This is a genomic window from Streptomyces sp. HUAS YS2, assembly GCF_033343995.1.
GTDB lineage: Bacteria > Actinomycetota > Actinomycetes > Streptomycetales > Streptomycetaceae > Streptomyces > Streptomyces solicathayae.
The window spans coordinates 6,065,612-6,088,270 of sequence record NZ_CP137573.1; the positions used below are offsets into that span (position 1 = coordinate 6,065,612).

21 protein-coding genes are annotated in these 22,659 nt (G+C 73.3%); 13 read left to right on the forward strand and 8 right to left on the reverse strand.

Annotated features, from left to right (window positions below; genetic code table 11):
- Positions 1-103 precede the first annotated feature (103 nt).
- Positions 104-1,315, reverse strand: coding sequence for a pyridoxal phosphate-dependent aminotransferase (locus tag R2D22_RS28085; protein ID WP_318107482.1), 1,212 nt, complete (start codon positions 1,313-1,315; stop codon positions 104-106).
- An 84-nt stretch (positions 1,316-1,399) separates the two neighbouring features.
- Here R2D22_RS28085 and R2D22_RS28090 point away from each other — a divergent pair, with 84 nt between their 5' ends.
- The 4 genes from R2D22_RS28090 (at position 1,400) to R2D22_RS28105 (ending at position 3,820) form a co-directional block, all read left to right on the forward strand.
- Complete coding sequence (locus tag R2D22_RS28090) at positions 1,400-2,044, forward strand: winged helix-turn-helix transcriptional regulator (protein WP_318107483.1); 645 nt, start codon at positions 1,400-1,402, stop codon at positions 2,042-2,044.
- A 68-nt stretch (positions 2,045-2,112) separates the two neighbouring features.
- Complete coding sequence (locus R2D22_RS28095) at positions 2,113-2,634, forward strand: cupin domain-containing protein (protein ID WP_318107484.1); 522 nt, start codon at positions 2,113-2,115, stop codon at positions 2,632-2,634.
- An 83-nt stretch (positions 2,635-2,717) separates the two neighbouring features.
- Positions 2,718-3,188: a hypothetical protein gene (locus R2D22_RS28100; RefSeq protein WP_318107485.1), complete on the forward strand. Its 471-nt coding sequence runs from the start codon at positions 2,718-2,720 to the stop codon at positions 3,186-3,188.
- Positions 3,185-3,820, forward strand: coding sequence for a nucleoside/nucleotide kinase family protein (locus R2D22_RS28105; protein ID WP_318107486.1), 636 nt, complete (start codon positions 3,185-3,187; stop codon positions 3,818-3,820). Before R2D22_RS28100 ends, R2D22_RS28105 begins: the two co-directional genes overlap by 4 nt.
- Before the next feature lie 24 nt (positions 3,821-3,844).
- Here R2D22_RS28105 and R2D22_RS28110 read toward each other — a convergent pair whose 3' ends face one another.
- The 4 genes from R2D22_RS28110 to R2D22_RS28125 are packed head-to-tail and all read right to left on the reverse strand — an operon-like array spanning position 3,845 to position 7,759.
- Positions 3,845-4,804 (reverse strand): carbohydrate kinase family protein, encoded by a 960-nt coding sequence (locus R2D22_RS28110; protein ID WP_411977088.1) that lies wholly within the window; start codon positions 4,802-4,804, stop codon positions 3,845-3,847.
- Positions 4,801-5,727 carry a pseudouridine-5'-phosphate glycosidase gene (locus R2D22_RS28115; protein ID WP_318107487.1) on the reverse strand — a complete coding sequence of 309 codons (927 nt, stop codon included), beginning with the start codon at positions 5,725-5,727 and terminating at the stop codon, positions 4,801-4,803. Before R2D22_RS28115 ends, R2D22_RS28110 begins: the two co-directional genes overlap by 4 nt.
- 36 nt (positions 5,728-5,763) lie before the next feature.
- Positions 5,764-6,921, reverse strand: coding sequence for a hypothetical protein (locus R2D22_RS28120; RefSeq protein ID WP_318107488.1), 1,158 nt, complete (start codon positions 6,919-6,921; stop codon positions 5,764-5,766).
- Positions 6,905-7,759, reverse strand: coding sequence for a hypothetical protein (locus tag R2D22_RS28125; protein WP_318107489.1), 855 nt, complete (start codon positions 7,757-7,759; stop codon positions 6,905-6,907). The genes R2D22_RS28120 and R2D22_RS28125 overlap by 17 nt, the downstream gene beginning before the upstream one ends.
- A 376-nt stretch (positions 7,760-8,135) precedes the next feature.
- Between R2D22_RS28125 and R2D22_RS28130 the strand changes: the two genes are divergently transcribed.
- The 4 genes from R2D22_RS28130 to R2D22_RS28145 all read left to right on the forward strand — a co-directional run bounded on the left by R2D22_RS28130 (position 8,136) and on the right by R2D22_RS28145 (position 12,346).
- Complete coding sequence (locus R2D22_RS28130; RefSeq protein ID WP_318107490.1) at positions 8,136-8,492, forward strand: cupin domain-containing protein; 357 nt, start codon at positions 8,136-8,138, stop codon at positions 8,490-8,492.
- 265 nt (positions 8,493-8,757) lie between these two features.
- A complete protein-coding gene (locus tag R2D22_RS28135; protein ID WP_318107491.1) occupies positions 8,758-10,089 on the forward strand; it encodes a discoidin domain-containing protein in 1,332 nt (443 codons plus the stop codon).
- Positions 10,089-11,378 carry an MFS transporter gene (locus tag R2D22_RS28140; protein WP_318107492.1) on the forward strand — a complete coding sequence of 430 codons (1,290 nt, stop codon included), beginning with the start codon at positions 10,089-10,091 and terminating at the stop codon, positions 11,376-11,378. The genes R2D22_RS28135 and R2D22_RS28140 overlap by 1 nt, the downstream gene beginning before the upstream one ends.
- On the forward strand, positions 11,375-12,346 hold the full coding sequence (locus R2D22_RS28145) for a TolB family protein (protein ID WP_318107493.1): 972 nt from the start codon (positions 11,375-11,377) through the stop codon (positions 12,344-12,346). Before R2D22_RS28140 ends, R2D22_RS28145 begins: the two co-directional genes overlap by 4 nt.
- Before the next feature lie 40 nt (positions 12,347-12,386).
- Here R2D22_RS28145 and R2D22_RS28150 read toward each other — a convergent pair whose 3' ends face one another.
- The 3 genes from R2D22_RS28150 to R2D22_RS28160 form a co-directional block, all read right to left on the reverse strand.
- Entirely contained in the window at positions 12,387-13,691 is a 1,305-nt protein-coding gene (locus tag R2D22_RS28150) for an MFS transporter (protein WP_411977089.1), read from the reverse strand.
- 92 nt (positions 13,692-13,783) lie between these two features.
- Positions 13,784-14,332, reverse strand: coding sequence for a methylated-DNA--[protein]-cysteine S-methyltransferase (locus R2D22_RS28155; protein ID WP_318107494.1), 549 nt, complete (start codon positions 14,330-14,332; stop codon positions 13,784-13,786).
- 51 nt (positions 14,333-14,383) lie between these two features.
- Positions 14,384-15,295, reverse strand: a complete 912-nt coding sequence (locus R2D22_RS28160) for a glycerophosphodiester phosphodiesterase (protein WP_318107495.1) — start codon at positions 15,293-15,295, stop codon at positions 14,384-14,386.
- 254 nt (positions 15,296-15,549) lie between these two features.
- Between R2D22_RS28160 and R2D22_RS28165 the strand changes: the two genes are divergently transcribed.
- The 5 genes from R2D22_RS28165 to R2D22_RS28185 all read left to right on the forward strand — a co-directional run bounded on the left by R2D22_RS28165 (position 15,550) and on the right by R2D22_RS28185 (position 22,648).
- Positions 15,550-16,440 (forward strand): MHYT domain-containing protein, encoded by an 891-nt coding sequence (locus R2D22_RS28165; protein ID WP_318107496.1) that lies wholly within the window; start codon positions 15,550-15,552, stop codon positions 16,438-16,440.
- Between the two features lie 70 nt (positions 16,441-16,510).
- A complete protein-coding gene (gene uvrB / locus R2D22_RS28170; protein WP_318107497.1) occupies positions 16,511-18,646 on the forward strand; it encodes an excinuclease ABC subunit UvrB in 2,136 nt (711 codons plus the stop codon).
- A gap of 164 nt (positions 18,647-18,810) precedes the next feature.
- Positions 18,811-19,389 (forward strand): TerD family protein, encoded by a 579-nt coding sequence (locus R2D22_RS28175; protein ID WP_318107498.1) that lies wholly within the window; start codon positions 18,811-18,813, stop codon positions 19,387-19,389.
- A gap of 103 nt (positions 19,390-19,492) precedes the next feature.
- Positions 19,493-21,430 (forward strand): TerD family protein, encoded by a 1,938-nt coding sequence (locus R2D22_RS28180; RefSeq protein WP_318110025.1) that lies wholly within the window; start codon positions 19,493-19,495, stop codon positions 21,428-21,430.
- Positions 21,431-21,649: 219 nt separating this feature from the next.
- Positions 21,650-22,648, forward strand: coding sequence for a TerC family protein (locus R2D22_RS28185; RefSeq protein WP_318107499.1), 999 nt, complete (start codon positions 21,650-21,652; stop codon positions 22,646-22,648).
- Positions 22,649-22,659: the final 11 nt, after the last annotated feature.

Consider the following 22,659-nt stretch of genomic DNA (forward strand, 5'->3'; position numbering starts at 1 on the left):
ATGAGACTGACCCGGAGCCGCATGCCGTCCGGCGTGTGATCGTGAACGGCACACACAGGGCTCGGGGGTTGGCTACGCCCCCGGGCCCGCTCCTTTTGCGGCGCTACTGCTTGTAACCGCTCAGGAAGCGGCCGATCCGGCTGATCGCCGCGTCGAGGTCGTCGGCGTACGGCAGGGTGAGAATCCGGAAGTGGTCCGGGCGGGGCCAGTTGAAGCCGGTGCCCTGCACGACCTGGATCTTCTCGCGGAGCAGCAGGTCCAGGACGAACTTCTCGTCGTCGTGGATCGGGTGCACCTTCGGGTCGAGCCGGGGGAAGGCGTACAGCGCGCCCTTCGGCTTCACGCACGAGACGCCGGGGATCTCGTTCAGCTTCTCCCACGCCTTGTCGCGCTGCTCGTACAGCCTGCCGCCCGGGGCGGTGAGCTCGTCGATCGACTGCCGGCCGCCGAGCGCGGCCTGGATGGCGTACTGGGCAGGGGCGTTGGGGCACAGCCGCATGGAGGCGAGCATGGTGAGCCCCTCCAGGTAGTTCTTCGCGTGCTGCCGGGGGCCGGTGACGACCAGCCAGCCGGAGCGGAAGCCCGCCACCCGGTACGTCTTCGACAGGCCGCCGAAGGTCAGGACGACGAGGTCCGGGGCGAGGGAGGCGGCAGGGTAGTGGACGGCGTCGTCGTAGACGATCCGGTCGTAGATCTCGTCGGCGAACACCATCAGGTTGTGGCGGCGGGCGAGGTCGAGGATTCCCTCGACCAGTTCCTTCGGATAGACCGCGCCGGTGGGGTTGTTGGGGTTGATGATCACGACGGCCCGGGTGCGGTCGGTGATCTTCGCCGCCATGTCCTCCAGGTCCGGGTACCAGTCGGCCGACTCGTCGCAGAGGTAGTGCACCGGCTTGCCGCCGGCCAGGGTGGTGACCGCGGTCCACAGCGGGAAGTCGGGGGCCGGGACAAGGACCTCGTCGCCGTCCTCGAGCAGTGCCTGCACGGCCATGGAGACCAGCTCGGAGACGCCGTTGCCGAGGAAGACGTCGTCCACGTCGACCTCCGGCAGGCCCATCGCCTGGTAGCGCTGGGCCACCGCCCGGCGGGCCGACAGAACGCCCCGGGAGTCCGTGTAGCCGTGCGCCTTCGGGAGCATCCGGATCATGTCCTGGACGATCTCCTCGGGGGCCTCGAAGCCGAAGAGCGCCGGGTTGCCGGTGTTGAGGCGCAGCACGCTGTGGCCCGCCTCCTCCAGCGCGTCGGCGTGCTCGATGACCGGGCCGCGGATCTCGTAGCAGACCTCGCTGAGCTTGCTCGACTGCCGGAACTCCATGCGACTGCCTCCCCAGAAGTGCTGTTGCTTGGTTTTACCAAGTTCGAGCTTGGAAAGTCCAACAACTTGTCTAGACTGCGTCCCATGCCACGTCAGCCACGCCAGTCGAGCCCCCAGCCGCGCCGCCGGAGCTACGACCAGTACTGCGCCGCCGCCCGGGCCCTGGACCTCGTCGGTGACCGCTGGACGCTGCTGATCGTCCGCGAACTCCTCGCCGGCCCCCGCCGCTACACCGACCTGCACGCCGATCTGCCCGGCGTCAGCACGGACATGCTGGCCGGCCGGCTCAAGGACATGGAGCGGGACGAACTGGTCGCCCGCCGCCGGCTCGCACCCCCGGTCTCCGCGTACGTCTACGAACTCACCGAGCGGGGACGGGCGTTGCTGCCCGTCCTGCGCGCCCTCGCCGAGTTCGGCGCGCCGGAACTCGGCGAACCCCGGCCCACCGACGCCGTCCGCGCGCACTGGTTCGCGGTCCCGCTGCTCGGCGTGCTGCCGGGAGCACCCGGCCGGGTCGTCCAAGTGACCCTCGACGAAGGGGAGTTCCACGTGCGGCTCGGCGGAGACGGCATCCCGTCCGGGTACGGCGACGGACCCGTCACCGACCCCGACGCGTATCTGCGCACCGACACGGCGACCTGCCGGGCCCTGACCGAAGGGGAGTTGACGCTCGCGGAGGCCGTCGCAGCGGGCCGGGCCGAGATCACCGAACGCACACCCCGCCCATGATCCGCTAGCGTGGGGTCATTTGGCGGTCGCGGATCGCACGACCGCCACGAGGACTTGGAGGGGAAACCATGGGACTCGGCATATCCAGGGGGAACGGCACGTCCGAGCGGCGGGATGCCGGGCGGGTGAGCGGCGGGCGGCTGCGCAAGGCCCTCGTCGTCGCCGGCACCGTCGCCGCGGTGGCGGTCGTCCCGTCCGCCGCCATCGCGACCCCCGGCAGCGGCGTGACCGGCACGATCCTGGCGAAGGGCACCTCGGACGGCGACCTGCGGATCAAGCCCGCGAAGGGCGACACCGACGTCACCGTCCGGACCATCACCATCGCGCCCGGCGGTACCACCGGCTGGCACCACCACCCGGGCCAGGTCATCGTCGTCGTCCAGTCCGGCACGCTCACCCGCACCCTCGACGACTGCTCCCTCGAGGTGACGCCCGCGGGCAAGGCTTTCATCGAGCCCGCCGGCCACAAGCACCGGCACCTCGGACGCAACCTGGGCACCGAGCCCCTCGTGCTGTACGTCAGCTACCTGCTGCCCAAGGGTGCGCCGCTCTCCGTCGACGAGGAAGCCCCGGACTGCGCGCAGGGCTGACGTCATCCGGCCGTTCTGCGCCGCGCCGTTCGTAAACCCGCTGTTCGCATCCCGCCGATCATGAAAGTGTCAGGGTCATGGTCGTGAATCTGTGGGCAGCGCTCCCGTCCGACGTGCGCGCGGAAGTGGACCGGTGCATCGCCCGCCGTCGCCGCGTGCAGGCCATCCACGTCGTCCGTACGTCGGCCGAGGGCGCGGGGACGAGCATCCGGGACGGCGTCGACCTCGTCGCCTGGCGCATGGACGTCCTCGCCGGCCGGCTCGAACCGCGGCCGGCGCGGGACCTGGAGACGCTGACCGGCCGCGCGGAGCGCCCGGCCGGCGCGCCGCCGGTGGCCCTGCACCTGGAGTGGGACGGCGACACCTCCGGCCGGACGCTGGTGCTCACCCTCGTACGCGCGCGGCCGGACGGCGACGCACTGCCGACGGTCCTGGCGGTCTGGCGCGAGGACGACGGGGCCGAGCCGCTCGCGACCGCGGCCGCCCTCGCGGACCGGCTCGGAGTGCCCCTGCACGGCCCCGGCGGCGACGGACCGGCAGGATGGGCGGGGTGAGATTCCAACCGATCACCTGGGAGCGGCTGGCCGAGGCCGTCGCCGGTCATGTCGACGCGGCCGAGCCCGGCGACGGCAGCGCGTGGCTCAAGGTCGGGATCGACGGCGCGCCCGCCGCCCCGACCGCGGAGACCGCCGAGCGGATCGCGAACGCCCTGCGGGCGCGCGGCCGCTCGGTGCTGGTCGTCGGGACGGGCGGCTTCCTGCGCCCCGCGTCGCTGCGGTTCGAGTACGGCAAGCAGGACCCCGACGCGTACTACAGCGGCTGGTTCGACACCGGGGCGCTCTGGCGCGAGGTGCTGGGACCCCTGGAGGCGGGCGGCACCGGGCGCGTCCTGCCCGACCTGTGGGACCCGGTCAGGGACCGCGCCACCCGCAGTCCGTACACGGAACTCGCGGCCGGCGGCGTGCTGGTGCTGCACGGGCCGTTCCTCCAGGGCCACTGGTTCCCCTTCGACCTGACCGTCCACCTGCGCCTGTCACCCGCCGCCCTGGCCCGCCGCACCGAGGACCGCTGGACCCTGCCCGCCTTCGAGCGGTACGAGACGGAGGTCGGCCCGGCCGACGCCGCCGACGTCGTGGTCCGCGCCGACGACCCCCGCCACCCGGCCTGGAGCGGTCTGCCCGCCTGAAGCCCGCTGCCACTCGGCCTCCCCCTACGGCCGTCCGCCCACCGTGCGGACCGCCGCCGCGCCCGCGCGGCAGCCCGCTTCCGCCGCCTCGGCGGGGCCGGCGCCCGCGAGGCGGGCCGCGAGAAACGCGCCCGTGAACGCGTCGCCCGCGCCCGTCGTGTCCACCGGGCGCACCGGGGGCGCGGCGGCCCGCGCCGTCACCCGCCCGGCCTCGGCGACCAGCCCGCCCGCCGCCCCCAGCGTCATCGCGACCAGCGGGACCCGGCGGCTCAACGCCCTGGCCGCCGCCTCCGGTTCGTCCTCGCCGGTGAGCAGCCGGGCCTCGTCCGCGTTCGGCAGCAGCACCCGGACGCCCTCCACCGCGTCCAGGAAACGCCTCACCCCCCACTCCTTCAGGAATCCCGCCGACGCCGGGTCCACGCTCACCGGCACACCGGCCGCCCGCGCGTCGCCCAGCGCGGCCAGTGCCGTCGCCCGGCTGGTGTCCGCGAAGAAGAGATACCCCGACAGATGCAGGTGGCCGACACCCTCCAGCAGCTCTGGCGACCAGTCGCCAGGGGCGAGCCGCAGCGCCGCCCCGCTGTCGGTCAGGAAGGTCCGCTCGGCGGAGGCGTCGACCAGCGCTATGACCGTGGCCGTCGGGACGGCCGGATCGGGGACCAGCAGCGGTCGTACCCCGGCCCGGCGCAGCGCGACGCCGTGCCAGGCGGCGTCCCCGGCCCCGACCCGGGCGAGGATCCGGACGTCCGCGCACCCCGAACGCGCGGCCCAGCACGCCGCGTTGGCCCCCGCGCCGCCCGGCAGGGTGCGGATCCGTGCCACCGTGTCCGTCGCCGCCGCCAGCGGTTCCCGGTGCCGGGCGACGACATCGGTGACCACGTCCCCGACGACGAGCAGCGCACCGCCACCCGCGCCGCCAGCCGCCCGGCCACCCCGATCCGCGCCGCCGTCCGTCCCGGCGACCCGATCCGCGCCGTCCGTCACGCGTACGCCGCCGCGATCCGGCCCGCCAGCCACACGTTCCCGCGCACCGCGGCCAGGTTCGCCTCCAGCGAGGCTCCGGCCGTGTGCGTCGTCAGGTACTCCAGGAGGAACGGCGTCACGGCCTGCCCGGTGATCCCGCGCTCCGCGCACTCGTCGAGCGCCGCCCCCAGCACCCGGTCGTGCACCTCCGGGTCCAGCTGCTCGCCCTCCGGTACCGGGTTGGCGACGATCAGCGCCGCGTCCGGACCGCCGAGCGCGTCCTGGGCGCGCAGCACCGCGGCGACCTGCTCGGGGGAGTCCAGCGTCCAGTCCACCCGCTCGCCCGACGACGTCAGGTAGAAGCCGGGGAAGCGGTCCGTCCGGTAGCCCACCACGGAGACGCCCAGCGTCTCCAGGCGCTGCAGCGTCGCCGGCACGTCGAGGATCGACTTCACGCCCGCGCAGACGACGGCGATCCCGGTACGGGCGAGCAGCCGCAGGTCGGCCGACTCGTCCTGGGTGTCCGTCCAGCCGCGGTGCACCCCGCCGAGCCCGCCGGTGGCGAACACCCGGATGCCGGCCCGCGCGGCCAGGAACGCCGTCGCGGACACCGTGGTCGCCCCGCTCGCGCCGGTGGCCAGCGCCGGGGCCAGGTCGCGGTGGCCCAGCTTCCGTACCGACGGGTCGACGGCGACCCGCTCCAACTGCTCCTTGCCCAGGCCGACGAAGGCCGTGCCGTCGAGGACGGCGACCGTCGCGGGCACCGCGCCGCCCTCCCGCACCAGCGCTTCGAGCTCCCGCGCGACGGCGAGGTTGCGCGGGCGAGGCAGCCCGTGCGCGATGATCGTCGACTCCAGGGCGACGACCGGCCGCCGCGCGGCCAGCGCCTCCCGCACCTCTTCGGACAGGACGACTGCGGTCTCACCGACTGTGGTCTCAGGCATGTCCCATCCCTGGCGCGACGACGCGCCCCGCAAACCTCAGCCGCACCCCGGCAGCCCCGGCAGCCGGTCCGCGCGCACCACCTGGATCACCGCCCGCGCGCCGGCCGTCTTGGCATTGCCCTCGCTGTACGCCACCGCCAGCGTGCCGCCGCCGCCCTGCGCGTACCCGTACGGCGGGGTGATCCGCGCGTACGAGCCGGACCGCAGGTCCAGGGCGTACGAGGTCTCCGGCGTGCGCCAGGTGACGAGCCGTCCGTTGACCCGTACCTGGTCGACGCCGTCCGCGCCGGGGGAGCGGGTCACCGCCGCCGCGGGACGGGCGTCGCCGGTGCGCCACACCATCAGCCGCTGTTCCGGCTCCCCGGCCACCCAGGCCCAGGTCGTGCCGTCGGAGGCGACGGCGCGGACGTCGCGGAGCGCGGCGATCGGGCCGGGCAGCGGGGCGGGCCGCAGCGTCGCCCGGGACACCGCTGTCAGCCGGGTGCCCGCGCCGGCGGACTCGCGCCAGACCAGCAGGCCGCCGGCGGCGAACGGGGCGTCCATGACACCCGTGTGGACGGCTCGCGGCGTGCCGCCGGCCGCGGGCGCCGCGTACACGGTGGCCCGGCCGTTCCCCACGCCCTGCGCCCAGTAGACCGTGGCGTCGCGCAGGACCGGGCGGGGCAGCGGACCCGGGCCGGTCGCGCGGGCGAGGCGGCGCGCCCTGCCGCTGCCGGAGTCCCACACGTACAGGCTCCACGGGCTGTCGAGGGTGCGGCCCTCCAGGACGGCGAGGACGGCGTGCCGGCCGTCGAAGTCGGCCGCGAGGAGCTGGTGCTCGACCGGGTCGGCGAGCGTCAGGAGCATGCGCGGCGGTCCGCCGCGGCTGACGAGCGCGGCGCTTCGCCGCCCGTCCCCGGTGAGCTGGACGGCCGTCCAGCCGGGGCCTGCGTCGGCGAGCACCGCCCGCGCGCCGTCCGGCGGGCGCAGCGCCCCGGCGTCGAGAGCCGTGCGCCAGGGGCCCGGCAGCGGGACCTCGCACGCGTCGGCCAGGGCGCGGGCCGCGGGCGAGGGGCGGGGCGCGGGCGCCGGATCGGGGGCGCGCCGTGCCGACGAGCATCCGGTGAGCACGATGCCCGCCAGCAGCAGCGCGGTCAGCCGTGCGGCCGACCGTGCGATCGGCAGCGCCGGGCCGTGGCTACCAGACGTACCCACGGCCGCCCATGATGGTGGTGATGGTGTCGGACGAGATGTGAGCCGACTTGGGGACGCTGCCCGCCCACGAGATGACGCTCGTGCTCACGCCGCCCACCGGGTCCAGGTAGTTGACCTGGCCGGCCGCGGTGTCGGTGTTGTAGCCGTCGATCGAGACCCAGTGGAAGATCTCGATGTTCGGGTGGCCGACGAGGTGCGGTCCGCCCGGCACCTCCCAGGCGTTGCCCGCGATGCCGTAGTCGTTGTCGGTGTTGTGCGTGATGTGTGCCTTGAAGTTGGCCTTGTCCGTCGCGGTCGGGGTGTACGGCAGCGCCCGCGGCACGTAACCGGACCCGGGGAGGCGGTAGTTGAGCGCGTCCGCCATCGGATAGCCGGTCGGGCTGGGCACGTTGATGTTGATGCCGTACCAGGCGGTGCCGCTGGTGGTGGTCTTGAGCAGCGTCGCCGCGTCCTGCTGCGATCGGCCGGCCACCTCGTCGCGGGCCGACTGGGTGATGACGAGCGTCGCCGGGCCGCACCAGTACGAGGTCTTCTGCGACTGGTGGATGCCGCCGGAGAGCTTGTACCCGGCGAGTGTGCCGAGCGTGCTCGGCGGGGCGGCGCGCAGCCGGTCGTACGATCTCGCCGCGTCCGCCTGCTTCTCGGCCGTCAGGGCGCGTTGCCCGGCGGTGAGCCGCTGCGGGGCGAGGGTGTCGTGCGTGGCCTTGTACGCGGCGCCCGGCGCGGGCTCCGCGGCCGAGGCGGCCACGGCGGGGGAGGCGGCGGTGGTGGCGAGGGCGGCGGCCGCGAGGAGCGCGGCGGCGGTGCGGGAGGCGTGGGTGAGGGGGGAGGAGGACATCGCGCTCTCCAGTCCTGGGTGGGGGAACCGGGTGCTCCGAGCGTGAGTTTGACGGGCTCACGTCATGAACGGCAGGGCCTCGGAGACATCGCCGGGAGCAACATTGGGCGCACCAAAGGCGGCATCCGCGACCTGCGCCGTCGCTCTTCGGCGTCATGCGGGGCGCCTGCTGTTTTCGGCCGCGCGGGCCCGAAACGGCCCCCGGCCCCCGCTGCGGAATCAGTGGTTCGGGCAGCCTGTCGGCCCGCCCCCGCCGGGTGCCCTGCCGCGTGACCTGCCGAGGGTCGTCCGGGGCCCCGCCACGGAATCCGTCGCCACCCCGACCGTCGACAAACGTGCTGGTCAGAGGGGGTCCGCCCGGCTAAAGTCACTCGCCATGACCACTCATGACCTGTCCTCCTTCGCCGTGCACATCCCCGACGCCGAGCTGGAGGCCGACCCCCTTGACCCGGCCCAGATCGTCTCGGGCGACCCGGTCGTGACCGGCAAGGTGCTGTGGGAGTCCGCCGACGGCAAGCAGATCCGCGGCCTCTGGCAGATCACGCCCGGCGTGGTGACCGACACCGAGGCCGACGAGCTCTTCGTGGTCGTGAGCGGACGCGCGACCGTCGAGCTCGAGGGCGGCAGCACGCTGGAACTCGGCCCGGGCGTCGCGGCCTTCATGCGCGAAGGCGAGAAGACGGTCTGGACGGTCCACGAGACCCTGCGCAAGGCGTACCACATCAACCTCTGAGACGAACCCGGCTTCAAACCCTTCCCGGCGGCCCAAGTCCCGGACGCCCAGGGTCTGGTAGGAAACTTTCCTGTCGGATAGCATCCGCGGCGGCGGCTCGGCGCGGCGCCCGTCCCCTCCCCCGAGGGACGGGCGTGACGCGCTCAGCGAGAGCTCTGACCCGGCCGCTGTGCACCGCCCCGTCCGCCCACCGCTCAGGGCGGACGGTGGCCTTCGCGCGCTCCGGTGTCCAGCTCTCGCCACCTCCAGGCCAGGGAGTCCAGGTATGCGCCTGACCGCCTTCGCCCCACCCCGCCTCCGCCCCACGACCGCCCTGCTCGGCGTCGTGCTCGCCCTCGTCGCCGGCCTCCTGCTGGCGTTCCCCGACCGCGCCGACGCCGCCGACCCGCTCCTCTCCCGAGGGAAGCCGGCCACCTCGTCCTCCGTCGAGGACGCCACCCTCGGCCCCGAGAAGGCCTTCGACGGCGACCCCGCCACCCGCTGGGCCAGCGCCGAGGGCTCCGACCCGCAGTGGCTCCGCGTCGACCTCGGCGCGACCGCCGCCGTCAGCCGCGTCCGCCTCGTCTGGGAGGCCGCGTACGCCAAGGCCTACCGCGTCGAGATCTCCGCCGACGGCGTCACCTGGACCCGGCTCGCCACCGAGACCGCAGGGAACGGCGGCACCGACGACTGGACCGGCCTGACCGGAACGGGCCGCCACATCCGCGTGTACGGGACGGCGCGCGGCACCTCGTACGGCTACTCCCTCTTCGAGATGGAGGTGTACGGCATCCCCGACTCCGGGCCGCCGCCCTCCGGCGCGTTCACCGTCGTGGGCGCAGGCGACATCGCCGCCCAGTGCACGGCGTCCAGCAGCTCCTGCGCCCACCCCAAGACCGCCGCCCTGGCGCAGCGGATCGCCCCGCGCTTCTACCTGACGATGGGCGACAACCAGTACGACGACGCCCGGCTCTCCGACTTCAGGAACTACTACGACAAGACCTGGGGCGCCTTCAAGGCGAAGACCCGGCCCGCGCCCGGCAACCACGAGACCTACGACCCGGCCGGGTCGCTCGCCGGCTACAAGGCGTACTTCGGCGCCCTCGCCTACCCGCAGGGCAAGCCGTACTACAGCTACGACGAGGGCAACTGGCACTTCCTCGCCCTCGACTCCAACTCCTTCGACGACCCGGCGCAGATCCAGTGGCTGAAGGACGACCTCGCCCGCAACGCCAAGCGCTGCGTCGCCGCGTACTTCCACCACCCGCTGTACTCCTCCGGCGGGCACGGCAACGACCCGGTGTCCCAGCCCGTCTGGAAGATCCTGTACGCGGCGAAGGCCGACCTGGTCCTCAACGGTCACGACCACCACTACGAGCGCTTCGCGCCCCAGGACCCGTACGGGCGGGCCACGGCCGACGGCATCGTCGAGATCGTCGGAGGCATGGGCGGGGCGGAGCCGTACCCGATCGAGACCGTCCAGCCGAACAGCCAGAAGCGGATCAGCGGACCGTACGGGGTGCTGAAGCTGGACCTCACCGACACCACGTACACCTGGCAGTACGTCGGCACGGACGGCTCGGTCAAGGACTCCGGCCCGACCTACACCTGCCACTGATGTACCTCGCGACCACCGGTCGCCGGGACGCGCCGCCGACCCCCTCGGGGGTCCGGCGGCGCGTCTCCGGGACCGTACTCGCGCTCGGCGCGGTCAGTCTGGTCACCGACGTCTCCTCCGAGATGGTGACGGCCGTCCTGCCGCTGTACCTGGTCCTCGGGCTGGGGCTCTCGCCGCTCCAGTTCGGCTTCCTGGACGGGCTGTTCAACGGCGCGACCGCCCTGGTCCGGATGCTCGGCGGACACCTCGCCGACCGCGGCGGCCGGCCCAAGCGCGTCGCCGGGTTCGGGTACGCGCTGTCCGCCTGCTCCCGGCTCGGGCTGCTCCTCGCGAGCGGTGCGGCGACCGGGATCGCGGCGGCGCTGGCGGCCGACCGGCTCGGCAAGGGCATCCGGACCGCCCCGCGGGACGCCCTGATCACGCTCGGTAGCCCGCCCGACGGGCTCGGGCGCGCGTTCGGCGTCCACCGCGCGATGGACACGACCGGCGCGCTGCTCGGCCCGCTCGCCGCGTTCGCGCTGCTGTGGGCGACGGCGGACGCGTACGACGCGGTGTTCGTCGTGAGCTTCTGCGTGGGGCTGGTGGGGGTGCTGCTGCTGGTGGTGCTCGTACCGTCGGACGGGTCGACAACCGCTGTCGGTGCGGGAGTTCGTCCGGCCGCTCGCGTGCGCGGCGGGTCGGACCGTGGCCCGGGCGGACGGCACCTGCTGCGCTCCGCCGCGTTCCGGCGGCTGCTGGCCGCCACCGCGCTGCTGGGCGCGGCGACCGTCGGGGACGCGTTCGTGTACCTGCTGCTGCAGCGCCGGTACGACCTCGCCGTGGCCTGGTTCCCGCTGCTGCCGCTCGGCGCGGCCGCCGTCTACCTGCTGCTCGCCGTGCCGGCCGGTCGGCTCGCGGACCGGATCGGGCGACGGCGGCCGTTCCTGTACGGGCATCTCGCCCTGCTGCTCGGGTACGCACTGCTCCTCGTCCCGGACGGCGGCCCGGGGCCGCTGCTCCTCGTGGGCGTCCTCGCACTGCTCGGTGTCTTCTACGCGGCCACCGACGGGGTGCTGATGGCGCTCGCCGGCCCGCTGCTGCCCGAGGGGCGGCGGGCGACCGGGCTCGCCGCTGTCCAGACGGTCCAGGCGTTGGCCCGACTCGGCGCGGCGACCGGCTTCGGGGCCGCGTGGACCCTGTGGGGGCCGGGCACCGCCCTCGTCCTCGCGCTCGGCGCGCTGGCGGCCGCCGTCGGCTGCGCGTGGCGCCTGCTGCCGTCCGATGCGCTCACGGAAGGAACCCCCTCATGACCCGCCGTCCCACTCGTACCCGCCTGTGGGCGTTGGCCCTCGCCGTCCTGCTGCTCGGCTGCGGGGCCGCCGGATACACGCTGCGGGCCGCCCAACGCGCCGGCGCGTCCCGCCCGTCGGCGGACGCCTCGCTGACCCTGGACGGCACGGGGGAGCGGCTGTTCGTCCGGGACACGGCGACCGGGCGCGTCGCCCTGGCCGGCCGGGACGGGACCCGGCGGACCGGCGGACCCGTCTGCGACCGCTTCCACGCCGCCGGGCCCACCGCCCTGTGCCTCCAGCGGCGGCCGGGGGTGCCGGCCCGGGCGTACGCGATCGTCCTCGACCGCAGGCTCCACGAGGTACGGCGCATCGCGCTGCCCGGCATCCCGAACCGGGCCCGCGTGTCGGCCTCCGGAAGGGTCCTGTCCTGGACGATGTTCGCGACCGGTGACTCGTACGCGACCTCCGCGTTCTCCACCCGCACCTCGATCCTCGACCTGCGGACGGGCTATCTGGTCAAGGACATGGAGCAGATCCCGCTCACCCTCGAGGGCCGCCGCCACCATGCCCCCGACGTCAACTACTGGGGTGTGACCTTCGCCCGCGACGACAACCGCTTCTATGCGACCGTCTCCACCGACGGGCGGACGTACCTCGTCGAGGGGGATCTGCGGGCCTGGTCCGCGCGGGCGCTGCGGGCGAACGCCGAGTGCCCCTCGCTGTCGCCGGACGGCACCCGGATCGCGTTCAAGAAGAAGGTGTCGGACGACCCGAAGTCGCCGTGGCGGCTGTACGTCCTCGACCTGCGCAGCGGGCGCGAGCAGCCGCTCGCCGACCGCCGCAGCATCGACGACCAGGTCCTCTGGCTCGACGGCCGGACGCTCGCCTACGGCCACGCGGGCGACGTGTGGGCCGGCCCGGCGGACGGCTCCGGCGCCCCGCGCGTCCTGGCCCGGGGCGCCTCGTCACCGGCCATGGTCCGGTGACGGTGAGCCGAACCCGGTGCGGCGGGCGGCCCGGTGACGGTCAGGCGGACTTCGGGGTACGGCGGGTCGCGCCGCGCAGGGCCAGTGCGGCCATCGGCAGGAGCAGACAGGCGCCGACGGCGTTGAGCCAGCCGTAGCCCGCCCGGGCCACGATCAGGCCGGCGACCAGCCCGCCGACGCCGGCGGCGGTGTTCATGATGAAGTCGGACAACCCCTGGACGGCGGCCCGTGCCGCCTGCGGCACCGAGTCCGTCAGGAGCGCCGAACCCGAGACGAGACCGGCCGACCAGCCGAGGCCGAGGAGGACGAGACCCGCCGCAGTCCGGGCGTGGCTCGCGCCCGCCGTTCCCGCGATCAGTGCCGCGCCGGTGAGCAGCCCGGCGGCGAGGCCGATCACGGACAGCCGGCCGACCCGGTCGGCCAGCCAGCCCATCACCGGCGAGAACGCGTACATGCCGGCGATGTGCCCGCTGATGACGAGGCCGATCAGCTGGATGTCCGCCCCGTGATGGCTCAGCGCCACCGGGGTCATCGACATGATCGACACCATGGCGGTGTGGGTGGAGGCCACGGTGACCAGGGCCAGCCGCGCCCGCGACGACGCCCGCACGGCCTTCATGCCGGCCTTCAGCGAGCGCTCGTCGGCCGCGCCGCTCTCCTCCGCGCCGGCGAGGGCCCGCGCCGTGAGCAGCGGGTCGGGGCGCAGCAGGACGGCGACCACGACGGCGGACAGCAGGAAGACCCCCGAGGCCCACAGGAACGGGCCGGCCGACGCCGGGATGCCGAGACCGACGACGCTCTTGCCGGCCGGGGCCGCGATGTTCGGCCCGAGCACCGCGCCGATCGTCGTCGCCCACACCACGTTGGAGATGGACCTGCCGCGCCGGTCGGGCTCGGCGAGGTCCGCCGCGGCGAACCGCGCCGCGAGGTTCGCCGACGACGCCCCGCCGAAGCCCACCATGCCCGCGAGGAGCAGCGGGAAGCTGCCGACGACCGCGCCCAGCACCACCACACCGGCGCCGAGGGCACCGACCAGGTAGGCGAGCACCAGACCGGCCCGCCGGCCGCGCGCGGTCATGAGCGAGGCGAGCGGCATCGCGAGCAGCGCGGGGCCGGCGACCGCGGCCGCCGACGCCAGGCCCGCCAGCGCGTCCGTGCCGCTGACCTCCGAGGCCAGCACGGCGGAGAGCGCGACGCCGATGGCGACGCCGAGCCCGCCGAGGATCTGACTCGCGATCAGGACCGCGTTCACGCGCCGCCGCAGGGCCGGAAGTCCGGTGGGCGGGACGGGGGCGGGTATCTCCGTGGGCAGGGCCGCGTCAGAGGCATCAGGGCGTGTGGTCACTGACGCAGTGTGTCAGCAGACGTGCGCGGGCGGAACGGGGCGCCCCTACCCCGTACCGGTATCCGCCCCAGGTCGCCGGCGCGGATCGGTCGTCAGAACAGCGGCTGCGGCAGCACGCCCTCCAGCGCCAGCAGTTGCCGCTTGGTCTCCAGACCGCCCCCGAAGCCGCCCAGGGTCCCGTCGCTCGCCACCACCCGGTGGCACGGCACCACCACGGGCAGCGGATTGGCGCCCATCGCCGCGCCGACCGCCTGCGCCGCGCCCGGCTGCCCGACCCGGTCGGCCAGGTCCCCGTAGCCCACGACCGTGCCGTACGGCACGCCGGCCGCCAGCTCGCGCAGCACCTCGCGGTTGAAGCCGGTCGCCAGTGTCCAGTCCAGGGGGAGGTCGAACTCCCGCAGCTCGCCCGCGAAGTACGCGGCGAGCTGACGTATCGGCTCGGCGAGCCGGCCGGAGGCGGACTCCACGACCTCCGCGCCGAACCTGTCCCCCAGCCGCGCCACCGCCTGCTCGCGCACCCTCGCGCGGGCGTGGAAGTGGACGGCCACCAGCCCGCGGTCGGTCGCGGCCAGCAGCAGAGGGCCGATGTCGCTCTCCACGACCGCCCACTCCACGCGCGGCGACTGCACTTCGCTGTCCATGCCGACCACCGTACGACCGGCCACTGACACCGCGCGGGCCGACCGCGACGGTCAGCCCGCGTGAACGGCGTCGGCGACCACGTCCGGGCTGTTGCTGATGATCCCGTCCACGCCGAACCCGGCGGCCCGGCTCGCGTCCGCCGCGTCGTTCACCGTCCAGGTGCTGACCCGCAGCGGCACGCCGTGCGGGCCCCGAAGGGCCTGCACAGCGGTCACGTAGTCCGCGGTGATCGTGGTGTGCGACGGGTTGATCTGATCGGAGAATGCCGCGTACGCGGGCAGCTCGGCTACGGCCGGGGTGCCGAGGAATCCGGTCGTGACGTCCGGCCGCCGCGCGTGCACCGCCCGCACGCTCGCCGCGTCGAAGCTCTGGACGACCAGCCGGTCCCGCACGTGGCGGCGGTCGAGCCAGCCCTCCCGGTCCAGCACGCGCAGCGTGTCGGCCTCGATCCCCGGGTACAGCTCCGGCTTCTTGATCTCCAGGAGCAGGTTCTGGCGGTTGGCGTCCAGCCGGTTCAGGTACTCCTTCAGGGTGGGCACCCGTGCGCCCCTCCACCGGCCGCCGAACCAGGACCCGGCGTCCAGGCCGGCGATCTCGGCGGCGGTGAAGTCCTTCACGTTCCAGGGGGCGCGGCCCGGGAAGCGCTGTTCGACGTCGGTTGTCCGGGCCAGGCTGTCGTCGTGGACGACGACCAGCTCGCCGTCCCTGGTGCGCCGGACGTCGTTCTCCACCCAGGCGAAGCCCATCTCGCCGGCGAGATCGATCGCGGCGAGGGTGTTCTCGGGCGCGTACGCGGACGCGCCGCGGTGGGCGATCACCAGCGGCGGCCCGTGCGCGGCGCGCGCCGGACCCGCGGCGGGGCGGGTGGCCGGGTCGGCGGTGCCGGGGCCCAGCAGCGCGGCGAGGCCCAGCAGCGCGGCGGCGGTCGCGACGGCCGGGCGGGCGACGGGACGTGCGGGCAAGTCGACTCCTCGCATCGTTGAATCACGGACGAAAATGCGCCTCACGGCCGGAGCCCGACGGAGAGCCGGCGAAGCAGGGCCGGCAGGCGAACGGAACCTCCCGGACCGCATCAGGACGCAGTCTCGACCCAGGTGAATCACCCCGCAAATGTTTGCCGGCCGTCCCGGGCGCCATAATCTCGCCCGGACGGGGGACACAGCCGTACCGACGGTTTTCGGCCGCAGGGCCGTTCAGGGGTGGAGGACACACAGCCATGCAGGGCACGGTCGACGGATTCAGCTACGGCCTCGTCACGCCCGCGGCCGCCTATCTCATGGCGTGCCTCGGCGGAGCCCTGGGACTGCGCTGCACCACGAGATCGCTGCGCAACCGGGAGAGCTTCAAGGCGGGCTGGCTCGCCCTCGGTGCCACCTCCATCGGCACCGGCATCTGGACCATGCACTTCATCGCGATGATGGGGTTCTCCGTCCAGCAGGCCCCGATCAGCTACGACCGGCCCATCACCTTCGCCAGCCTCGCCGTGGCCATCGTCATGGTCGGCATCGGCATCTTCATCGTCGGCTATCGCGGGGCCACCCCGCTCGCCCTGGTCACCGGCGGCACCATCACCGGCCTCGGCGTCGCCACCATGCACTATCTGGGCATGGCCGGCATGCGGCTCCAGGGACGCATCGACTACGACACGGTCACCGTGGCCCTGTCCGTCCTGATCGCCGTCGTGGCGGCCACCAGTGCCCTGTGGGCCGCCGTCTCCGTGCACGGCTTCCTGGCCAGCCTCGGCGCGAGCCTGGTCATGGGCCTCGCCGTCAGCGGCATGCACTACACCGCCATGGCCGCCGTCCGGGTCCACCTGCACGGCACCCCCGCGGCGGGCGGCGGCGACACCGCCGCCTCACTGCTGCTGCCCATGCTGATCGGCCCGGGCGTCTTCCTGGTCCTGGCCGCCGTCGTGGTGATGTTCGACCCGCTGCTCGTGATGGGCGAACCGGACTGGCAGAAGCCCTCCGGCCGGCCGTCGCCGCCCCGCCCCGGACTGCCCGCCCCGCGCTCCGCCCCGGCCTACGGCGAGCCCGCCGACCGGACCTCCCGCCGGTCCTCCGCCCGCACCGTGCGACGGGACGGGCACCGCCCGCAGGACTGGTGACCCCCGGGCCGCGAGCGGCCGGCGGGCCGAAGGCCGCCCGACTGTCAGTGGGGGGTCGTACGGTGGTTGCATGCGGCCCGTTTCCAAGATCGAACGCACGGTGGCGCCTTTCGAGGTCGTCAGCCCCTACCAGCCCAGCGGCGACCAGCCCGCGGCCATCGACGACCTCGAGCGACGCATCCGCGCCGGCGAGAAGGACGTCGTGCTGCTCGGCGCCACCGGCACCGGAAAGTCGGCGACCACCGCCTGGATGATCGAGCGCCTCCAGCGCCCGACGCTGGTCATGGCGCCGAACAAGACGCTGGCCGCCCAGCTGGCGAACGAGTTCCGCGAGCTCCTGCCGAACAACGCGGTCGAGTACTTCGTCTCGTACTACGACTACTACCAGCCCGAGGCGTACGTCCCGCAGTCGGACACCTACATCGAGAAGGACTCCTCGATCAACGAGGAGGTGGAGCGGCTGCGCCACTCCGCGACCAACTCGCTGCTCACCCGGCGGGACGTGGTCGTGGTCGCCTCCGTCTCCTGCATCTACGGCCTCGGCACCCCGCAGGAGTACGTGGACCGGATGGTCCCGCTCAAGGTCGGCGAGGAGATCGACCGCGACCAGCTGCTGCGCCGTTTCGTCGACATCCAGTACACCCGCAACGACCTCGCGTTCACCCGGGGCACCTTCCGGGTCCGCGGCGACACCATCGAGATCTTCCCGGTCTACGAGGAGCTCGCCGTCCGCATCGAGATGTTCGGCGACGAGATCGAGGCGCTGTCCACGCTGCACCCGCTCACCGGCGAGGTCATCAGCGAGGACCGCGAGCTGTACGTGTTCCCCGCCAGCCACTACGTGGCCGGCCCGGAGCGCATGGAGCGGGCGATCAACGACATTGAGCGCGAGCTGGAGACCCGGCTCGCCGAGCTCGACAAGCAGGGCAAGATGCTGGAGTCCCAGCGGCTGCGGATGCGCACCACCTACGACATCGAGATGATGCGCCAGATCGGCTCCTGCTCCGGCATCGAGAACTACTCGATGCACTTCGACGGCCGCGAGCCCGGCTCCGCCCCCAACACCCTCCTCGACTACTTCCCCGAGGACTTCCTGCTCGTCGTCGACGAGTCGCACGTCACCGTCCCGCAGATCGGCGCGATGTACGAGGGCGACGCCTCCCGCAAGCGGACCCTGGTCGACCACGGCTTCCGGCTGCCCTCCGCGCTGGACAACCGCCCGCTGAAGTGGGAGGAGTTCCAGGAGCGGATCGGCCAGACCGTCTATCTCTCGGCCACCCCCGGCACCTACGAACTCTCCCGCGGCGACGGGTTCGTGGAGCAGATCATCCGCCCCACCGGCCTGGTCGACCCCGAGGTCGTCGTCAAGCCGACCGAGGGCCAGATCGACGACCTGGTGCACGAGATCCGGCTGCGCACCGAGCGGGACGAGCGGGTGCTCGTCACCACCCTCACCAAGAAGATGGCCGAGGACCTCACCGACTACTTCCTCGAGCTCGGCATCCAGGTCCGCTACCTGCACAGCGACGTCGACACGCTGCGCCGCATCGAGCTGCTGCGCGAGCTGCGGGCCGGCGAGTACGACGTCCTGGTCGGCATCAACCTGCTCCGCGAGGGCCTCGACCTGCCCGAGGTCTCCCTGGTCGCCATCCTCGACGCCGACAAGCAGGGCTTCCTGCGCTCCGGCACCTCGCTGATCCAGACCATCGGCCGCGCGGCGCGCAACGTCTCCGGCCAGGTCCACATGTACGCGGACACGATCACGCCGGCGATGGAGAAGGCCATCGACGAGACGAACCGGCGCCGCGCCAAGCAGATCGCGTACAACACCGAGAAGGGCATCGACCCGCAGCCGCTGCGCAAGAAGATCAACGACATCGTGGCCACCATCGCCCGCGAGGAGGTCGACACCGAGCAGCTGCTCGGCACCGGCTACCGGCAGGGCAAGGACGGCAAGGGCGCCAAGGCCCCGGTGCCCTCGCTCACGGCGCACACGCCCCAGCGGGCCAAGGCGGGCGCCAAGGGCGGCGCGCTCGATCTCGGCGATCGTCCGGCCACCGAACTGGCCGCGCTCATCGAGGAGATGACGGACCGCATGCGGGCCGCCGCGGCGGAGCTGCAGTTCGAGGTCGCGGCCCGGCTCCGGGACGAGGTGGGTGAGCTGAAGAAGGAGTTGCGCCAGATGAAGGAGGCGGGACTCGCCTGACGCGGACACCGCCCGGACCCGGGCGGTGTGTTGCAAGACCGACACAAAAACGGCCCGAAGCTGATGCGCTGTCGGTGCCCCTGCGTAGGGTGCTGGACAGCCGCATACGGAAGGCTGCCGCGGGGGCGGCGCACGACTGCGGACGAAACGAGAGGGGACAGCGCGTGACGGTCAACATGACCAAGGGTCAGTCCATCAGCCTGGAGAAGTCCGGCGGGGGCGGCCTCACCTCGGTGCGGATGGGCCTCGGCTGGCAGGCGGCGCCGCGCCGCGGCCTGTTCGGCTCGCGCACCCGGGAGATCGACCTCGACGCCTCGGCGGTCCTCTTCGCCGACAAGCAGCCGGTGGACGTGGTCTTCTTCCGTCACCTGGTCAGCGACGACGGCTCGGTCAAGCACACCGGCGACAACCTGGTCGGCGGCGCGGGCCAGGGCGGCGACGACGAGGCGATCCTCGTGGACCTGCAGCGGGTCCCGGTCCACATCGACCAGATCGTCTTCACGGTGAACTCCTTCACCGGCCAGACGTTCCAGGAGGTGCAGAACGCGTTCTGCCGGATCGTCGACGAGACCAACGGCCAGGAGCTCGCCCGCTACACCCTGGACGGCGGTGGCCAGTACACCGCGCAGATCATGGCGAAGGTCCACCGCGCCGGCTCCGGCTGGCAGATGACGGCCCTGGGCAACCCGGCCAACGGCCGCACCTTCCAGGACCTGATGCCGGCGATCCTGCCGCACCTGTAGGGCGGGCCGAAGCCGTACCCACAGCTCCCGGAGGCCGAGCCCCCGGGAGCTGTCCCGCATGATCCCGCATGATCCGAACCACAGCTTCGAGGGGACAGAGTCGATGACGGCCGAGCTGGTCCGGGGGCAGAACCACCCCCTGCCCGACAACCGCCTGGAGATCCGGGTGTCGGCCGGTCATCCGGTCGTCGCCGGCGCCACTCTCGCCGACGAGCAGGGCCGGGTCGCCGGCGTCGAGTGGATCGCCCACCCCGGATCGCCCGCGCTGCCCGGTGTCGAGGTCTCCCAGCAGGCCGCCGCCGACCACCGCCTCGCGGTCGACCTGGAGGCGCTGCCCGAATCCGTGCACCGCGTCTCGCTGCTCCTCGCGCTGCCCGTCGGCGTCGGCGGTCCGTCCCGCTTCGGCGCCGTCGCCGCGCCCTTCGTCGCCGTCACCGGCCTCGACGGCACCGAGATCGCCAGCTACACGATCACCGGCCTCGACAGCGAGTCCGCCGTCTTCGCCCTGGAGCTCTACCGCCGCCAGGGCGCCTGGAAGGTCCGCGCGATGGGCCAGGGGTACGAGGGCGGGCTCGCCGCCATGCTCGCCGACCAGGGTCTGGAGCGCCCCACCGAGCTGGCAGGCACGATCCTCGACGCCGTCGCCCGGGGCATGGCCCGCTCGGTCTCCGCTCCGCCGCCGCGCGTCCCCGATGCCGAGCGGGTGCGCCACTCGACGCCGACGGCGCCGCCGAACGCCGCGCCCGACCCGGCCGCCGGCCTCCCGCAGGACCCCACCCCGCCGCCGGCCCAGCCGGCCACGTCCGGCGGCCCGATCAGCTACGCGCACCCGCGCCGCCGGCCCGCCGCCCCGGACCCGCAGCCCGCGCCGCCGCAGAGCGCGCCCGCCGCCCCGCCGACGGGCCCGCCGACCCCCGTCGCCGGGGACGCCACCGGCTGGTCCATGGAGGAGCGGCTCTACAACCAGGTCTGGGGCATGTTCGAGGACCTGGCCCGCACCACCGCCGCGTACCGCAGCGCCTGCGACTTCGCCGAGTCCCGGATGGACCAGGAGCTCGACCGCGTCCTGTCCGACCCGCGCAGCCGGATCGGCGGTACCGGGGACGCCGCCCGGGCCGCGGCCCGCGCCAAGCACGACGAGCTGACCGACCGCGCCCGCGAGGCCCTCGACCGCGACCTCGCCCAGCTGGTCGCCGAGTCCGAGGTCGTCGAACCCGCGCTGCCGGCCGCCTTCGCCCGCTGGGACAACCCGGTCTGGCACGCCTACCGGGTGCCCATGGAGATCCCGATGGCCCTGCGCCTCGGCGACCTCCACCTGCCCGAGCAGACCGGCCTGCGCATCCCCATGCTCGTCCGGCTGCCGCTGGAGCGCGGGCTGTGGGTGGACTCGGGCCGCGGCCGGTCCGAGGCGGCGAACCTGCTCGACGAGGGCACGCTGCGCCGGCTCGCGCTGGACACCGCGGTCGCGCACGCGGCCCGGCTGCTCGCCGTCTACCCGGCCGGCGACTTCACCGTGCACGTCGCCGACGCGGCGGGCTCCGGCGCGGCCGCGCTCGCCCCGCTCGTCGAGACCGGGGTGCTCGCCGCCCCGCCCGCGGCCGGAGCGGCGGGTGTCACCGCCCTCCTCGCGCAGCTCACGGAGCGGGTGGACCTGCTGCAGATGGCGGTCCGGGCCGGTGCGGCCGACGCGCTACCGCCCGGCTTCGACCCGGGCGAGCACCTCCTGATCGTCCACGACTTCCCGCACGGCTTCGACGACCGCGCGGTGACCCAGCTGCGCTACCTCGCCGACGAGGGGCCCTCCGTCGGCGTGCACCTGATGATGGTGGCCGACCGGGAGGAGGCCAGCGCGTACGGACCGGTGCTCGACCCGCTGTGGCGCAAGCTGCTGCGGATCACCCCGGTCGCGGACGACCATCTCGCCGATCCGTGGGTGGGGCACGCCTGGACGTACGAGCCGCCGTTGGTCCCGCAGGGCAGCGGGATCCTGCGGCAGGTGCTGATGCAGGTCGCCGACGCGCGTCGCCAATGGGGGCGCTGACCAGGCGACTTGGTGCCTCTTTACCCTCCTCTTTACCTTCCCTTGGGTTTTCCGGTAACCTTCTTGGAGCGGAGGGGAGTACTCCCTGTGTGCGGCGTTCCCGTCAATACGGACGGATGACCTGGATCCGGTCCCGGGGCGCCGGCCCGGTTTCCCCGGGTGGAAGAGACCTCCGGCAGCGGCGACGCTGATCACCAGCCGTACGAAGCCGGAGGCGCAGTGGACGTATCGATGACCCTCTGGGTGGTGACCATTCTCGGTCTCTCCGCCCTGATCGCGATCGACTTCTTCATCGGGCGCAAGCCCCATGACGTGTCGGTCAAGGAAGCCGGAATCTGGACGGTCGTCTGGATCGTCCTCGCCGTGCTCTTCGGACTCGGCCTGCTCGTCTTCGGGAACAGTCAGGCCTCGGGCGAGTTCTTCGCGGGCTTCATCACCGAGAAGTCGCTGAGCGTCGACAACCTCTTCGTCTTCATCCTGATCATGGCGAAGTTCGCGGTGCCGACCCAGCTCCAGCAGCGCGTGCTGCTGGTGGGCGTGCTCATCGCCCTGGTGCTGCGCGCGATCTTCATCGCGGCGGGCGCCGCGATCATCTCGAACTTCTCGTGGGTCTTCTACCTCTTCGGTGCCTTCCTCATCTACACCGCCTGGAAGCTCATCAAGGAGGCCATGACGGACGAGGACGAGGAGGACTGGGACGAGAACCGCCTCCTGAAGTCCATCGAGAAGAAGTTCGGCGTCGCGGACCGTTACCACGGCACCAAGCTCTTCGTCCTGCAGCACGGCAAGAAGGTCATGACGCCGCTCCTGGTCGTCATGCTCGCCATCGGCATGACCGACGTGCTGTTCGCCATGGACTCGATCCCCGCGATCTTCGGCCTGACCCAGGACCCGTACATCGTCTTCACCGCCAACGCCTTCGCCCTGATGGGTCTGCGCCAGCTGTACTTCCTGATCGGCGGCCTGCTCAAGAAGCTGGTCCACCTCAGCTACGGTCTGTCGGCGATCCTCGGCTTCATCGGCGTGAAGCTGGTGCTGCACGCGCTGCACGAGTCCGGGGTGCACGTCCCCGAGATCTCCATCCCGGTCTCGCTGGCCGTCATCTGCGGCGTCCTGGTCGTCACCACGATCACCAGCCTGATCGCCTCGAAGAAGCAGGCGAGGAACGAGGCGGACGAGACCCCGGAGAGCGACCCGAAGGACAGCATCGAGGTCTGACCGCGTCCCTC